Annotated in this window: 8 protein-coding genes; 1 reads left to right on the top strand and 7 read right to left on the bottom strand. The window is 59.1% G+C overall.

Annotation, left to right across the window (positions count from 1 at the left end; all coding sequences use genetic code 11):
* Window positions 1–263 precede the first annotated feature (263 nt).
* Window positions 264–704 carry a hypothetical protein gene (locus QMX93_RS26180; protein ID WP_282358451.1) on the top strand — a complete coding sequence of 147 codons (441 nt, stop codon included), beginning with the start codon at window positions 264–266 and terminating at the stop codon, window positions 702–704.
* A gap of 72 nt (window positions 705–776) precedes the next feature.
* On the opposite strand, the gene QMX93_RS26185 is transcribed toward QMX93_RS26180, so the two are convergent.
* From QMX93_RS26185 to tpx, 7 genes are all read right to left on the bottom strand, one after another.
* Window positions 777–1,523 (bottom strand): SDR family oxidoreductase, encoded by a 747-nt coding sequence (locus QMX93_RS26185; RefSeq protein WP_282358452.1) that lies wholly within the window; start codon window positions 1,521–1,523, stop codon window positions 777–779.
* A gap of 249 nt (window positions 1,524–1,772) precedes the next feature.
* The gene (locus tag QMX93_RS26190; protein ID WP_159812041.1) at window positions 1,773–3,854 is read right to left on the bottom strand and encodes an EAL domain-containing protein; all 2,082 of its coding nucleotides are present in this window, start codon (window positions 3,852–3,854) and stop codon (window positions 1,773–1,775) included.
* A 262-nt stretch (window positions 3,855–4,116) separates the two neighbouring features.
* A complete protein-coding gene (locus QMX93_RS26195) occupies window positions 4,117–5,586 on the bottom strand; it encodes an efflux transporter outer membrane subunit (RefSeq protein ID WP_282358453.1) in 1,470 nt (489 codons plus the stop codon).
* Entirely contained in the window at window positions 5,583–8,690 is a 3,108-nt protein-coding gene (locus tag QMX93_RS26200; protein WP_159812042.1) for an efflux RND transporter permease subunit, read from the bottom strand. Before QMX93_RS26200 ends, QMX93_RS26195 begins: the two co-directional genes overlap by 4 nt.
* A 142-nt stretch (window positions 8,691–8,832) precedes the next feature.
* Window positions 8,833–11,934, bottom strand: coding sequence for an MdtB/MuxB family multidrug efflux RND transporter permease subunit (locus QMX93_RS26205; RefSeq protein WP_282358454.1), 3,102 nt, complete (start codon window positions 11,932–11,934; stop codon window positions 8,833–8,835).
* The gene (locus tag QMX93_RS26210) at window positions 11,931–13,238 is read right to left on the bottom strand and encodes an MdtA/MuxA family multidrug efflux RND transporter periplasmic adaptor subunit (protein WP_282358455.1); all 1,308 of its coding nucleotides are present in this window, start codon (window positions 13,236–13,238) and stop codon (window positions 11,931–11,933) included. The genes QMX93_RS26205 and QMX93_RS26210 overlap by 4 nt, the downstream gene beginning before the upstream one ends.
* 186 nt (window positions 13,239–13,424) lie before the next feature.
* Window positions 13,425–13,925, bottom strand: coding sequence for a thiol peroxidase (gene tpx / locus QMX93_RS26215; RefSeq protein ID WP_008086450.1), 501 nt, complete (start codon window positions 13,923–13,925; stop codon window positions 13,425–13,427).
* Between the last annotated feature and the right edge of the window lie 204 nt (window positions 13,926–14,129).

The following is a 14,129-nucleotide window of genomic DNA, read 5'->3' on the forward strand; positions in this document are numbered from 1 at the left end:
AGCCCGCTCCCACACTGGTCATGTGTCGTTCACACATCCAATGTGGGAGCGGGCTTGCTCGCGAAGGGGCCAGAACTGCCAACACATACTTAGTCTGTTTGAACCTATACCCCAATGCAACTCACTATTCCGGATGAATGGCTCTTAACTTCGCAAATACCTGTCAACTCTGACAGGTGACAGTAATGACTTCTGTTGGCTAACTAGTGTGAGCTGAAATTTCAGCATCTTCACTTATTTTCAATTGGCTAGGGAGAACTACGATGTCAAACAGAACCATTCTGCACCAAGTGAATTTTGATGACGGTCAAAGATATGATTGGGGCATGATTGAAACTTTTGAACGATGTGAGTTGGTTGAAGATACTGAGCGTCCTGGGAAATGCCTTGTCACTAAAATCCTCGAATATTCAGCTCTCGACTGCCCTCAAAGAACGCTCGGGCATCTCTCCGGCCAAAAACTCACGGTTTCATTTGATTTACGCGTAGAAAATGCACCCGAGGGCTTCGTGTTCGTTGGCGTAGCGACCAATGGAGAATATTTTAATGTAAGAAGCCCAGTGCCCACTAACAAATGGCAACGCTATACGATTCCTGTAGATCTGACAGGACTGACGAAAAAATCCTTGGATTTGATAGTTTTCTATTCTGACAAAGACCCAACTACACGGGCTTTTTTCGACAACATAATTATCGAGAATTGACTCAACCCTCTGCTAAATGTCTTCGCAACCAAGTTCCCTTGCTTGCGAAGACCCTTTCACAAAAAATTCAAATTAACGCCCGCCACCCAAATCAACAAACGTCCCCGTCGCATACGAAGCCTTGTCCGACAACAGCCAGACAATCGCCTCCGCCACCTCATCCGGTCGCCCCCCACGAGCCATCGGAATCGCTGACTCAAGCTTGCTGACCCGATCAGGATCGCCGCTCAGCGCGTGGAAATCGGTGTAGATGTAACCCGGGCGCACCGCGTTGACACGAATCCCCTCGCCTGCCACTTCCTTGGACAGGCCGATGGTGAACGTATCCAGCGCGCCTTTGGAGGCGGCGTAATCGACGTATTCATTCGGGGAACCCAATCGCGAAGCCACCGATGAGACGTTGACGATGCTGCCGCCCTGCCCGCCATGCTTTGGCGACATGCGCAGGATCGCGTGCTTGGCACAGAGGATCGGTGCCAGGACGTTGGTTTTCATGATTTTGAGGATGCGGAATTCGGACATTTCGTCGACCCGCGATTTGTGCCCGACGGTGCCGGCGTTGTTCACCAGGGCGGTGACCCGGCCCAGTTCGGTGTCGACGCGCTGAAACAGCGCAACCACTTCGTCTTCGATGCTGACGTCGGCGCGAACCGCAATGGCTTGTGCGCCCAGTGCACGGACTTGCTCCAGCACGCTATGCGCGGCCTGTTCATCCGACTGGTAGTTGATGCAGATCCGATAGCCTCGTTCGGCCGCCAACAACGCCGTAGCAGCGCCAATCCCGCGCCCGCCACCGGTGATCACAATGACTTTATCCATGCTGGCCCTTCCCCCGAATACACCCTTAACAGTCGGGGGAAAGAATAACCGCCATTGCCGGGTTTTGCATGGGTTGTCGTAAACATCCACCCTGTTGAACACCGTCCCCTGTGGCGAGGGGATTTATCCCCGATGGGTTGCGCAGCAGCCCCAAAACATCCAGTGCGGTGTGTCAGCAAGAACCGGGGTGCAGGTAAAAGGGGCCGCTTCGCAGCCCATCGGGGATAAATCCCCTCACCACAAGGAATCTCAGACTTCAGCGAGTTGTTCGCCGCGCACGATGTCCTGCATAAACCGCTCCGCCGGCATCGGGTGCCCGAGCAGATAACCCTGCAACGAATCACAGCCCAACTGCGTCAGAAAATCCTGCTGCACGCCGGTCTCCACGCCTTCAGCAACAATGCGCAAACCCAGCGCCTGGCCCAGCGCGACAATCGCCGAAACAATCGCCGCATCATCGCTGTCATGCTCCAGATCACGCACAAACCCACGATCAATCTTCAGTTCATTGGCCGGCAGACGCTTGAGGTACATCAGGCTCGAATAACCGGTACCAAAGTCGTCGATCGACAAATCGACACCCATATCCGACAACTCCTGCAACACCGTCATGCTCGCATCGGCGTCGCTCATGGCGGTGGTTTCGGTGATTTCCAGGGTCAGGCTGTTGGCCGGCAGACGATGAGTCGCCAAAGCCTTGGCCACGCTCTGCACCAAACCGGCATGACAGAATTGCAACGCCGACAGGTTCACGGCGATGCGCCAGTCGGTGTAACCGAGCACGTACCACTCGCGCATCTGGCGGCAGGCTTCATTGAGCACCCACTCGCCGATCGGAATGATCAACCCGGTTTTCTCCGCCAGATCAATGAACTTGTCCGGCATCAGCATGCCGTGCAGCGGATGCTCCCAGCGCAGCAGCGCCTCGGCACCGACCGGGCGACCGTTGGCTGCGTCGAATTTAGGTTGGTAATGCAGGCTGAACTGGCTGTGTTCCAGCGCCGCACGCAAATCCTGCAGCAGTTGCAGTTGCTTGCGCGCATTGCTGTTCATCGACGCGTCGAAGAAGCTGTAACCGTTTTTGCCGCCACCCTTGGCGTGGTACATCGCCGCGTCGGCGTTCATCAGCAGTTCTTGCGTGGTCTGGCCATTGCCCGGATACAGGGCGATGCCGACGCTGGCAGAGATCTGCAAATCGTGTTCAGCCACGCGGAACGAACGGGCGATCAGTCCGACCTGACGCGCCGCCAGGCTCAATGCATCGTTCGTTTCGGCGAGGCGCACCAGCAAAACGAATTCGTCGCCGCCGATCCGCGCGAGGGTGTCCTGGCTGCGCAGATCTTCGCGCAGGCGTTGCGCCACTTCGCGCAGCAACTGGTCGCCCATGTGATGGCCGAACGCATCGTTGACCGGTTTGAAGCCGTCCAGATCAATGAACATCAGGGCAAAACAACCGCCCTGTTCATGCACCTTTTTCATCGCCTGATTGATGCGGTCATCGAGCAACATGCGGTTCGGCAAACCGGTCAGCGTGTCGTGCAGGGCCAGTTGCGTCAGTTCGCGGTTGGCTGCGGTCAGCGAGTGCGCCAGATCTGCGGTGCGCGCTTCGAGGCGGGCATCAAGAATCGAGGTGAGCAAGGCGATCGACAGCACCGCCAACGTGGTGATCAGCACCAGACTGTCGAGGCCATTGCCCTTCAGGCCATCGATGGTCGCGCCGCAGAAGCTGCCGTCAGGAAACTTCGCAGCGGCCATGCCGGTGTAATGCATGCCGACAATGGCGATGCCCATGATCACCGCCGCGCCGCCGCGAATCAGCCGTACATACGGCGAATGCTGGCGCAGGCGAAAGGCAATCCACAGCGCGGCGGCCGAGGCGCCGACCGCGATCAGCAACGATGCGCTGAACAGTGTCGGGTCGTAATCGATGCCTGGGGTCATGCGCATGGCGGCCATGCCGGTGTAATGCATGGTGCTGATACCGGCGCCCATGATCAGCGCACCGAAGGCCAGTTGCCAGATCGGCAGCTTTGGCTGGCTCACCAGCCATAGCGCAAAGCCGCACGACAGCACGGCGATCAGCAGCGACAGCGCGGTGATGCCAATGTCGTAACCCAGATCAATCGGCAGTTTGAAGGCGAGCATGCCAATGAAGTGCATTGACCAGACGCCGACCCCCATGGCCAATGCGCCACCCGCCGTCCAGAAATGCACGGCGCGGCCCCTGGCGGTGGCGATGCGGCCGCTGAGGTCGAGCGCGGTGTACGAGGCGAGAATCGCCACGCACAACGAGATGAGTACGAGGGTGGAGGAATAGCTACCAGTGAGCATGAAAGTTCTCGTGACCACCCAAACCGTACTGCGTCCATTCTCGGCTGGGCAAATGCGGCGATTGTACTGATTGCGCGGAAGAACGCACTGACAAAGTAAGCAAATTGCCATCAAGCCGATGAAACGCTTGTTTGATCGTCCTACAAGGCTCTGGGAAGCACCTTTCCCCCTGTAGGAGCTGCCGCAGGCTGCGATCTTTTGATTTGGTTTTCAAGATCAAAAGATCGCAGCCTTCGGCAGCTCCTACAGGGGGGGAGCGGGCTTATTTGCTGTCGGTTACATCCAGTTGGCCATCCCAGCCACCGCCCAGCGCGGCGATCAGTTGCACGCTGGCGATCAGGCGGCTTTGCAGAATGTTCAGCACGCTGCGTTCGTTGCTCAGCGCCGTGGCTTGCACCACCACCACATCGATATAGGCAATCAGCCCGGCCTTGTACTGGTTTTCCGTCAGGCGCAGAGAGTCACGCGCTGCATCCAGCGCTTCCTGGCGTACGGCGGCTTCGTCCTGATACACCTTGAGCTGCACCAGATAGTTTTCCACTTCGCGGAAACCGTCGAGCACGGTCTGGCGGTATTTGGCCACGGTCTGATCGTACACAGCTTCAGTGCGATCGACTTCGGCGGAACGGATGCCGCCGTCAAACAGTGGCAGATCCAGTTTCGGCCCGACCGACCAGAAGCGGTTCGGCAAGCTGACCAGGTCTCGCGAGGTACTGCTGCTGTAACCACCGCTCAGACTCAGCGACAGATCCGGGTAATACGCCGCTTTCGCCACGCCAATATTCGCGTTGGCCGCAATCACCGAGCGTTCGGCCGAGGCGATGTCCGGGCGGCGTTCCAGCAGTTGCGACGGCAAGCTCAACGGCACTTGCGGCAGGTTCGGGATGTTCTGGGTTTCGGCAATGTTGAATTCGGCTGGCGCCTGCCCGGTCAGCACGGCAATGGCGTTTTCAAACTGTGCGCGCTGCCAGATCAGATCGACCAGATCGGCCTGAGTGCTTTTCAGCTGGGTTTGCGCCTGCGCCACCGCGTCACGTCCGGACACACCGGCGCGATACTGGTTCTGAGTCATTTTCAGCGAACGCTCGTACGCCGCCACCGTGGCTTCGAGCAAACGTTTCTGCTGATCAATTACCCGTAATTGCAGGTAGTTCTGCACCAGTTCCGACTGCTGGCTCAGGCGCATCGCCGCCAGATCGGCATAACTCGCTTGAGCACTGGCCTGATCGGCCTCAAGACCACGGCGCAGTTTGCCCCAGATATCGGCTTCCCAACTGACGCCCAACTGCGCGTTGTAGGTGTCGCGAATACCGCTGGAAGAACTGCTCAAACTCGAACTGCTGCTGCCGGTGCCCTGACTGGAGCGGGTTTTGCCCACGCTCAGATCAACGCTCGGATAGAACGCGCCGCGCGCACTGCGTACCAAGGCCTGCGCCTGACGGAACTGCGCTTCCGATTGCGCGACGGTCTGGTTGGAGCTGTTGAGCTTTTCGATCAGTCCGTTGAGCTGCTGATCGCCGTACAGCTCCCACCAGGCGCCACGGGCCAGCGAGTCGCTCGGATTGGCCTGACGCCAGCCCTCGACTTCTTTGTACTGAGCGATTTCGGCGGTCTGCGGGCGCTGGTAGTCCGGGCCGACAGCGCAGGCACTGAGCATCGCCACGCACAGCGACAGGCTCAATAGACGCGAGCCGCGCACAGTGGCCATATGGATAAGCGAACGATCAGTCATAGCGGAGTTTCCAGAGCGGCGTCGGTACGCACGCCACGCCATTTATTGAAACGATGGCGCAGCTTGTCGAGATAGAGGTAAACCACAGGTGTGGTGTAAAGCGTCAGCACCTGGCTAAAAACCAGCCCGCCGATGATGGTCAGGCCCAATGGCTGGCGCATTTCTGCACCTTCCGCGCGGCTGAGCAGCAACGGCAAGGCGCCGAGAATCGCTGCCAGCGTGGTCATCAGAATCGGCCGCAGACGTTGCAGGCAAGCACTGCGGATCGACTCCAGCGGAGTCATGCCTTGGTGGCGTTCAAGTTGCAGCGCCAGGTCGATCATAAGAATCGCGTTTTTCTTCACCACGCCAATCAACAGGAACAGGCCGAGCAGCGAGATCAGGCTGAACTCGCCACCCAAGGCATAGATCGACAGCAACGCGCCGACCCCGGCCGACGGCAACGTCGACAGAATCGTCAGCGGGTGAATGTAGCTTTCATACAGCACACCCAACACCAGATACACCGCGAGCAACGCGCCAAGAATCATGAACGGCTGGCTCTTCTGCGTGGCGGCGAAAGCATCGGCGGTACCGGCCATTTTTGCGATCACGTCTTCAGGCAAGCCAAGTTTGGCAATCGCCCGTTCGATGGCGGCACTGCCCTGCTCCACCGTCACGCCTTCGGCCATGTCGAAGGAAATGTCCTCGGAGGCGAACTGCCCTTCGTGGCTGACGCGGTCGTCTTCCAGACTGCTTTCATAGTGGGCAAAGGTCGACAACGGCACGCGCGCACCGTCGGCGGTAATCACCTGTACTTGCTTGAGCGTCACCGGATCCTGCGCATATTTCGGATTGACCTCCATCACCACCTGATACTGGTTGAGGCTGTCGTAGATCGTCGAAATCTGCCGCTGGCTGTAGGCGTTGTTCAGCACCGAAGTGACCATGTCCATGTCGATGCCCAGACGCTTGGCCTGATCACGGTCGACAATCAGCGTCACCTGTTGCGCGCCCCGGCCTTCGCGGGCATCAATGGCGGTCAACTCTGGCAGCGCACGCAACGCGGTCACCACTTTCGGGTACCACTCGCGCAGTGAACCGAGATCCGCGCTTTGCAGGATATAGCTGTACTGTGAGGTGGTCTGTTCGCGGCCACCGCCGAACTGCAGATCCTGATCCGCCATCAGCATCAATTGCGCGCCAGCCACCTTGGGCATTTCCTTGCGCAGCCGTTCGATGACTTTCTGCGCCGATATCTGACGATCCTTGATCGGTTTCAAACGCACGAGCATGAAGGCGTTGTTGGTGCCGTTCGTGCCGCCGATAAACCCGGCAACGCTTTCCACCGCTTCGTCCTTGAGCACAGCACGACGGAAGATCTCCATTTTCGGCTGCATCACGCTGAACGACAGACCATCGTCGCCGCGCACGAAACCGATCAACTGGCCGGTGTCCTGCTGCGGCATGAAGGTTTTCGGCACGACCACATACAAGGCAACGTTGACGCCGACCGTGATCAACAGACTGAGCAAGGTCAGGCGGCGATGACGCAGCACCCAATCGAGGCTGGTAGCGTATTTGCCAACCATCCAGTCGTTGGTGCGGCGGCTGAAACGTTGCAGACGATTTTCCTGCCCCGGCGTGTGCGGCTTGAGCCAGCGCGCGCAGAGCATCGGCGTCAGCGTCAGGGACACCACCAGCGATACCACAATCGACGCCGCCAGGGTGATGGAGAATTCGCGGAACAGGCTCTCGATGATCCCGCCCATAAACAGGATCGACAGGAACACCGCCACCAGCGAGACGTTCATCGACAGCAAGGTAAAACCGACTTCCTTGGCCCCGAGGTAAGCAGCCTCCATCGGTTTGACGCCTTCGTCGATGTGCCGGGAAATGTTCTCCAGCACCACGATGGCGTCGTCCACCACCAGACCGGTGGCCAGAATCAGCGCCATCAGCGACAGGTTGTTCAGCGAGAATCCATAGAGGTACATCACCGCAAAGGTGCCGACCAGCGACACCGGTACCGCCAACGTCGGGATCAGCGAGGCGCGGAAGTTACCGAGGAACAGGAACACCACCAGAATCACCAGCGCCACGGCGATCAGCAGGGTCATTTCCGCTTCGTGCAACGTCGCCTTAATGACCGGCGAGCGATCCATCGCCAGATTAAGCTTCACGCTGGCTGGCAATACCGCTTGCAGTGCCGGCAGTTGCGCCTTGATTTCGTTGACCGTCTCGATGATGTTGGCGCCGGCCTGACGGTTGATCACCAGCAACACCGCAGCGTCATCGTTGAAGAAACCGCTGTTGTAGCGGTCTTCCACACCATCGCTGACTTTGGCCACGTCTTTGAGGCGCAATGCGGCGCCATCGGCGTAGTGGATGATCAGCGACTCGTAATCCTTGGCTTTCTCCAGTTGATCGTTGGCCTGGATCTGCCACAACCGCTGGCCGTCCTCGACCGAACCTTTGGGTCGGCGCACGTTGGCGTCAGCAATGGTTTTACGCACGTCATCCAGCGCCACGCCGTACTGATTCAGCGCCTGCGGTTCGAGTTCGATGCGCACTGCCGGCAACGAACTGCCGCCGATCTGCACTTCGCCGACGCCCTGCACCTGCGACAGGCTCTGCGACAAAATCGTCGAGGCCAAATCGTAAAGCTGACCTTTTTCCAGCACATCCGAGGTCAGCGACAGCACCATGATCGGCGCCTGTGACGGGTTGACCTTTTTATAGGTCGGCATGCTGCGCATCCCGCTCGGCAACAGATTGCGCGAGGCGTTGATCGCCGCCTGCACTTCCCGCGCAGCACCGTTGATGTCGCGGTCGAGGTCAAATTGCAGGATGACCCGCGTCGAACCCTGGCTGGAGCGGCTGCTCATGGTGTTGACGCCGGCGATGGCGCCGAACGAGCGCTCCAGCGGCGTGGCCACGGTGGACGCCATGACCTCCGGACTGGCACCGGGCAGGCTGGCCTGCACGACGATCACCGGGAAATCCATTTGCGGCAGCGGCGCCACCGGCAGCAGGCCGAAGCTGACACCGCCCAGCAGCATGATCGCCAGGCTCAGCAGCATGGTCGCGACCGGGCGCTTGATGAAAGGGCCGGACAGATTCATTGACCGCAATCCCCAGCATCACCGCACACCCCTGTAGGAGTGAGCCTGCTCGCGATAGCAATTTGTCTGCTCACATAAATGTTGGATGTGCCGGCCTGATCGCGAGCAGGCTCACTCCTACATGGGGAATGCGTGCAGACAGTCATACCGGCACCTCTTCAGTGTCGGCATTGGTTTTGCCAAACCGGCGACCGAGGCGGTCGAAGTACAGGTAGATCACTGGCGTGGTGAACAACGTCAGCACCTGGCTCACCAGCAACCCGCCAACCATCACCAGACCCAGCGGCTGACGCAATTCCGCGCCAGAGCCGGTGGCGAGCATCAGCGGCACCGCGCCGAACAGCGCCGCCAGCGTGGTCATCAGAATCGGCCGGAAACGCAACAGCGCGGCTTGATAGATCGCCTGCTCGGGCGCCATGCCCTGATTGCGTTCGGCATCAAGGGCGAAGTCGATCATCATGATCGCGTTTTTCTTCACGATACCGATCAGCAAGATGATACCGATGATCGCGATCATCCCCAGATCATTGCCGCTGAGCAGCAGTGCCAGCAAGGCACCGACCGCCGCCGACGGCAAGGTCGAAAGAATGGTAATCGGGTGGATGTAGCTCTCGTAGAGCACACCGAGCACGATGTACATGGTCACCACCGCCGCCAGAATCAGCAGCAAGGTACTCGACAGCGACGCCTGGAATGCTTCGGCCGCGCCCTGGAACTGCGTCTGCACGCCGACCGGCATGCCGATGTCTTTCTGCACTTGATCAATGATGTCCACCGCATGCCCCAGCGCCACGCCCGGGGCGAGGTTGAATGACATCATCACTGCCGGGAACTGGCCGATGTGGGTGATCGCCAGTTGTGCCTGACGCTCCTCGACGTGGGCCAGACTCGACAGGCGCACCTGCGCGCCATCTGTGGTTTTCACGTGGATCTGGTCCAGTGCCTGCGGGCCGATTTTCTCGCCGGACTGCGCTTGCAGCACCACGCGGTATTGGCTGGCCTGGGTGTAGATGGTCGAAATCTGCCGCTGACCGAACGCGTCGTACAGTGCATCGGTGATATTCGCCACCGACACGCCCAGGCGCGAAGCCGCATCGCGGTCAATCACCAGATACACCTGCAAGCCTTTGTCCTGCAAATCACTAGCAACGTCGGTCAGTTCCGGACGTTGCGCCAGTGCCTCGACCAGACGCCCGCTCCATTCACTGAGCAACTCCGAGTCTGGCGACGACATGCTGAACTGGTATTGCGTGCGGCTGACGCGGTCTTCGATGGTCAGATCCTGCACCGGCTGCATAAACAGACGAATGCCGACCAGTTTGTCCAGGTTTGGTTGCAGACGGGCAATCACTTCCGTGGCGGTGAGATCCCGTTGATTGTGCGGTTTGAGGTTGATCAGTAAGCGGCCGCTGTTGAGCGTCGAGTTGTCGCCATCGACACCGATGTACGACGACAGGCTTTGTACCGCCGGGTCTTCAAGAATGATCTTCGCCAGTTCTTGCTGGCGCTCGCCCATGGCGGCGAAGGAAATCGACTGCGGCGCCTCGGAAATGCCCTGAATCACCCCGGTGTCCTGCACCGGAAAGAAGCCCTTCGGTACGATCATGTAAAGGAACACGGTCAACGCCAAAGTGCCGATAGCGACCAGCAAGGTCAGCGGTTGGTGCTTGAGCACCCAACGCAGCATCCGCCCGTACTCGGCGATCATCCAGTCGATCACTGCGCCACTGGCACGGTAGAAGCGGCCCTGCTCATGCGGCTCAGGTTCACGCTTGAGCAGACGTGCGCACATCATTGGCGTCAGGGTCAGCGAGACCACCAACGAAATCAGGATCGCTACCGCGAGGGTGATGGCAAATTCACGGAACAAGCGCCCGACCACATCCGCCATGAACAGCAGCGGAATCAGTACGGCGATCAACGACAGGGTCAGGGAAATCAAGGTGAAGCCAATCTGCTTGGCGCCCTTGAGCGCTGCCTGCATGGGGCTGTCGCCCTCTTCGATAAATCGAGAGATGTTTTCCAGCATGACGATGGCATCGTCGACCACAAACCCAGTGGCGATGGTCAGCGCCATCAGCGTCAGGTTGTTGACCGAGAACCCGGCGAGGTACATGACGCCAAACGTACCGATCAGCGACAACGGCACCGCCACCGACGGAATGATCGTGGCGCTGGCACGGCGCAAGAACAGGAACGTGACCATGACCACCAGCGCGATGGCGATCAGCAGTTCGTGCTGAACATCGGTTACCGAGGCGCGAATGGTTTGCGTACGATCCGTCAGTACCGTGACATCGAGGCCGGCCGGCAGGTTGTCGGTGATGCTTGGCAGCAGCGCCTTGATCCGGTCGACCACTTCAATGACGTTGGCGCCCGGCTGACGCTGAATGTTCAGCAACACTGCCTGATTCTGGTTGGCCCACGCGGCGAGACGTTCGTTCTCAGCGCCATCGACGATTTCCGCAACATCCTTGAGCCGCAACGGCGCGCCGTTTTTATACGCGAGGATCAGGTTGGCGTAGTCCTTGGGCGACGTCAGTTGATCGTTGGCGTCGAGCATCGACACCCGGGTCGGGCCGTCGAAGTTACCTTTCGGCTGGTTGACGTTGGAGGCACCGATCAAGGTGCGCACGTCAGACAGATTGAGACTGTTGGCCGCCAAGGCTTCCGGGTTGACCTTGATCCGCACCGCCTGACGCTGACCGCCAGCAATGCTGACCATGCCGACGCCGCTGATCTGGGCGATTTTCTGCGCCATGCGCGTATCGACCAGATCATTAAGTTTGGGCAGCAACATGGTTTTCGAGGTGATGGCCAGGGTCAACACCGGGGTGTCTGCCGGGTTGACCTTGTTGTACACCGGCGGTGCCGGCAAGTCGGTTGGCAGCAGATTGGTCGCAGCGTTGATCGCGGCCTGCACCTGTTGTTCGGCAACATCCATGTTGATGTCGAGGCTGAAACGCAGGGTCAGCACCGACGCGCCGCCGGAGCTGGTCGAGGCCATTTGCGTCAGACCCGGCATCTGCCCGAACTGACGTTCAAGTGGCGCGGTCACGGCGCTGGTCATTACGTCCGGGCTGGCGCCGGGATACAGGGTCATGACGCGGATGGTCGGGTAATCGACTTGCGGCAACGCCGAGACCGGCAGCAGGCGATAAGCGATCAGGCCGGCCAGAACAATGGCCAGCATGCTCAGGGTGGTGGCTACCGGACGGAGGATGAACAGCCGCGAAATGTTCATGCGCCCTTCTTGGCCTTGTCAGTCACGGCAGCGTCTGGCGCGGCGGCAGCCGATTTGCCCTGCAAGTGTTCAGTTGGGGTGGTCGGCACGGCATTGCTGTCGTTGACCACTTCCACTTCACTGCCCTCTTTCAGGCGGTCAGTGCCTTCCAGCACCACACGGTCGCCTGCCGCCAGGCCCTCGGTGATCACGGTGTTATTACCATCGCTGGCACCGATTTTCAGTTGGCGGATGGTGACTTTCTTGTCACCGTCGAGCGCATAAACAAAGGTGCCGTTGGTGCCGAACTGGATCGCAGCAGACGGGGCCAGTACCACGCCTTTGAGGGTGTCGGCCAGCAAGTGCACGTTGACGAACTGATTCGGAAACAGCGCTTGATCGCGGTTGTCGTAACGGGCCTTGAATTTCAGGGTGCCAGTGGCAACGTCGATCTGGTTGTCGAGGCTTTGCAATACGCCAGTGGCTTGCAGTTTGGTGTCGCCACGATCCCACGCTTCGGCCTGCAGTTTGGCGCCGCTGCGGTAGCGGGCGAGCACGGTTTCGAGGCTGTTTTCCGGCAGCGTGAAGGCGACGCTGATCGGTTGGGTCTGGGTGATCACCGCGAGGAACGTGGTGTCGTTGGCCGCCACGAGGTTGCCGACGTCGACCTGACGCAGACCGACGCGACCGGCAATCGGTGCACGGATCTTGGTGAATTCAAGATTGAGCTTGGCGTCGTTGACCGCCGCCTGATTGGTTTTTACCGTGCCCAGATACTGGCCGACCAGCGCTTCGGCGGTGTCCAGTGTCTGCTTGGCAATACTGTCTTCCTTGAACAGACCGCGATAACGCTCGACGTCGACCTGAGCGTTCTTCAATTGCGCCTGATTCTGCAGCAAGGTGCCTTCGGCTTGCAGCAAGGCGTTCTGGTAAGGACGCGGATCGATCTCTGCCAGCAGGTCGCCGGCCTTGACCATCTGCCCTTCTTCGAAATTGATCTTCACCAATTCGCCGCCCACCCGGCTGCGTACATTGATGGTGTTGAGCGCCGTTACCGTGCCCAGCGCCTTGTAATACAGCGGGAAGTCACCGGTGACCGCCGGCGCCACGCGCACCGGAATCGGCCCGGTACCGCCGCCGAAGCCTGGCCTCATCATCCCCGAACGCCCGGCATGACCGGCCGCCGCCTTATCACCGCCCTCCTTGTGGGCTGAACCGGCCGGCCAGAATTTCCAGCACAGAACAGCGATAACCAACAAGACAAGCAGGCTGATCAGCCAGCGACGGGTGTTGCGGGGGGACGATTGCATGGAGTGATTAACCATTGGGCGCGTGGGCTTCTTTTACGGGAGACTGAACGATAAGCACTGGTGACGATTAAGCAAAGCAGCTTTACCGGCAATTTACCTTCATCTTACGTTTCAAGGTGTGAGGCAAAACACTGATACACAAATGAAAACGGCCTGGACAGAGCCAGGCCGTTAACAATTGTAAAAGCGCTGTGGCAGAGCTTACTTCAGGACGGCCAGAGCGGCATCGTAGTTCGGCTCTTCAGCGATTTCCTTGACCAGTTCGCTGTGCAGCACGTTGTCGTTCTCGTCCAGCACCACGACGGCACGGGCGGTCAGGCCTTTCAACGGGCCGTCAGCAATGGCCACGCCGTAGTTTTCGATGAACTCGGCACCGCGCAGGGTCGACAGGTTCTGAACGTTTTCCAGACCTTCGGCGCCGCAGAAGCGTGCTTGAGCGAACGGCAGGTCAGCGGAGATGCACAGCACGACAGTGTTGGCGACTTCGTTGGCCTGAGCGTTGAACTTGCGCACGGAAGTGGCGCAGGTCGGGGTGTCAACGCTTGGGAAGATGTTCAGGACTTTGCGCTTGCCGGCGAAGTCTTTCAGGGTGACGTCGGACAGATTGCCGGCAACCAGGGAAAAGGCTGGCGCCTTGGAACCGGCTTGTGGCAACTGGCCGTTGACTTGAACCGGATTGCCTTTAAGGGTGACTTGAGCCATGACTTGAGTCCTTCTAACGTTGTGGTTGGAGAGCATGCAAGAAGCGGAAGTTAACCACGAAATTGTCCGACGACCTATGCCCAAAATGAAATTGTCAGGTGCCGGCGCACGAAATTGTATACACATTGAAAGCGATCCAATGTAGGAGTGAGCCTGCTCGCGATGGCGGCATGTCATACGACACCAATGCTGACTGACACACCG

Origin of the sequence: Pseudomonas sp. PS01303, from assembly GCF_029959385.1 — a bacterium.
GTDB lineage: Bacteria > Pseudomonadota > Gammaproteobacteria > Pseudomonadales > Pseudomonadaceae > Aquipseudomonas > Aquipseudomonas rustica.